The sequence below is a fragment of the Protofrankia sp. CiP1_Cm_nod2 genome, from assembly GCF_920664355.1.
Classification (GTDB): domain Bacteria; phylum Actinomycetota; class Actinomycetes; order Frankiales; family Frankiaceae; genus Protofrankia.
This window is the reverse complement of sequence record NZ_CAKKTL010000190.1, coordinates 9,977-11,322: the sequence shown is the minus strand read 5'-3', so window position 1 is coordinate 11,322 and position 1,346 is coordinate 9,977. Positions and strand designations below refer to the sequence as shown.

Sequence of the window (1,346 nt, the reverse complement as noted above, 5' to 3'; positions counted from 1 at the left end):
GCCCACAGCCGCGGACGTGCCCGGCGCGGGAGCGCTCCCCGGCGAACCACCCGTCGCCGCGGGCGCCGCCGCGGACCAGCCGCTTCCCCACCGCGGCGCGAGCGCGGGAGCCCGGCCATGACCCGGCCGCGCCCCGCCCCCACCCAGCATGATCGGCACGGCCAGGACGACCGCTGTGATCGTTACGACCGGCAGATCAGGGCGTTCGGCTCCGGCACGCAGCACCGGCTCGGCCGGCTGACCGTGGGTGTCGTCGGGGTGGGCGGGGCCGGATCCCTCGTCGTCCAGGGCCTGGCCCACCTCGGTGCCGGAGCCCTCCTGCTCGTGGACCCGGACCAGGTGGAGACCTCCAGCCTGGCCCGGCTCGTCGGCGCCACTCCCGCGGACGCCCGGCAGGCCACCCCCAAGGTGGACGTGGCCGCCCGCCTGGCACGGACGATCAGCCCCGGCCTTCCCGTGACGACGATCCGCGGCAGTGTCCTCGACCCGGCCGTCTGGCACGCGCTCAGCCACACCGACGTCCTGATCGGCGCCGTCGACAGCCACGCGCCGCGATGGGCGATCAACCGGCTCGCCGTCCAGTACGGACGGCTCTACCTCGACATCGGCGTGGAACTCAGCCGCGGCGGGCCCGAAGGCGAAGGCACCCTGGAGGCCGGCGGCCGGGTCGCCGTCATCCGACCGGACGGGCCGTGCCTGCGCTGCCAGGACGGCTACGACCCGACGCTGGCCGCCCGCGAGCAGGACCCGTCCGTCCGCGCCGCCCGCCGCGCCGCCGGTTACGACAACACCGACCGGGCTGCCCGGCCCGGCCGGACCGTCCGCCCGGCATCCGCATCAGGGGAATCAGCGGGATCACCAGCCGACCCGGTGTCAGCGGCCAACCCGGCGGCGAGCGTGCTGTTCCTCAACCAGGCTGTCGTCGCGCTCGCCCTCGGGGAGCTTGTCAACAGCCTCACCTCCTGGAAGGGCGCCGCTGAACAGATCCTGCTCGACCTCGTCCACCCGCGGTTGACGCACCTGTCCGCCGACATCGACCCGTCCTGCCCCGTCTGCGGTCCCGACGGCATCCGCGGGCTGGGCGACGCCGACGGCCCACCACCGAGCCGGGACGGCCGTGCCACACCACCGCCAACCATGAGCCGACGACCGGCCCACGGGAAAGGCCTGTAGTCCCGAGCGACCCGGCTTCCACCCCCCGAACCCCACAATGCCGCCGCCGACAACCACACCATCCAACTCGTCACCCCACAACAGCCCTACCACGGAGAACAGCGGCTCCACCACCACCCAGGCCGTTCACGGAGGAGCCCCGACCCAGACTTTCCGGATCGCGCCCACCCTCC

General features: G+C 74.4%; 1 protein-coding gene. It reads left to right on the top strand.

Features of this window, described 5'->3' with window-relative positions:
- Positions 1-117 precede the first annotated feature (117 nt).
- The gene (locus NBW84_RS18415) at positions 118-1,173 is read left to right on the top strand and encodes a ThiF family adenylyltransferase (protein ID WP_250285978.1); all 1,056 of its coding nucleotides are present in this window, start codon (positions 118-120) and stop codon (positions 1,171-1,173) included.
- Positions 1,174-1,346: the final 173 nt, after the last annotated feature.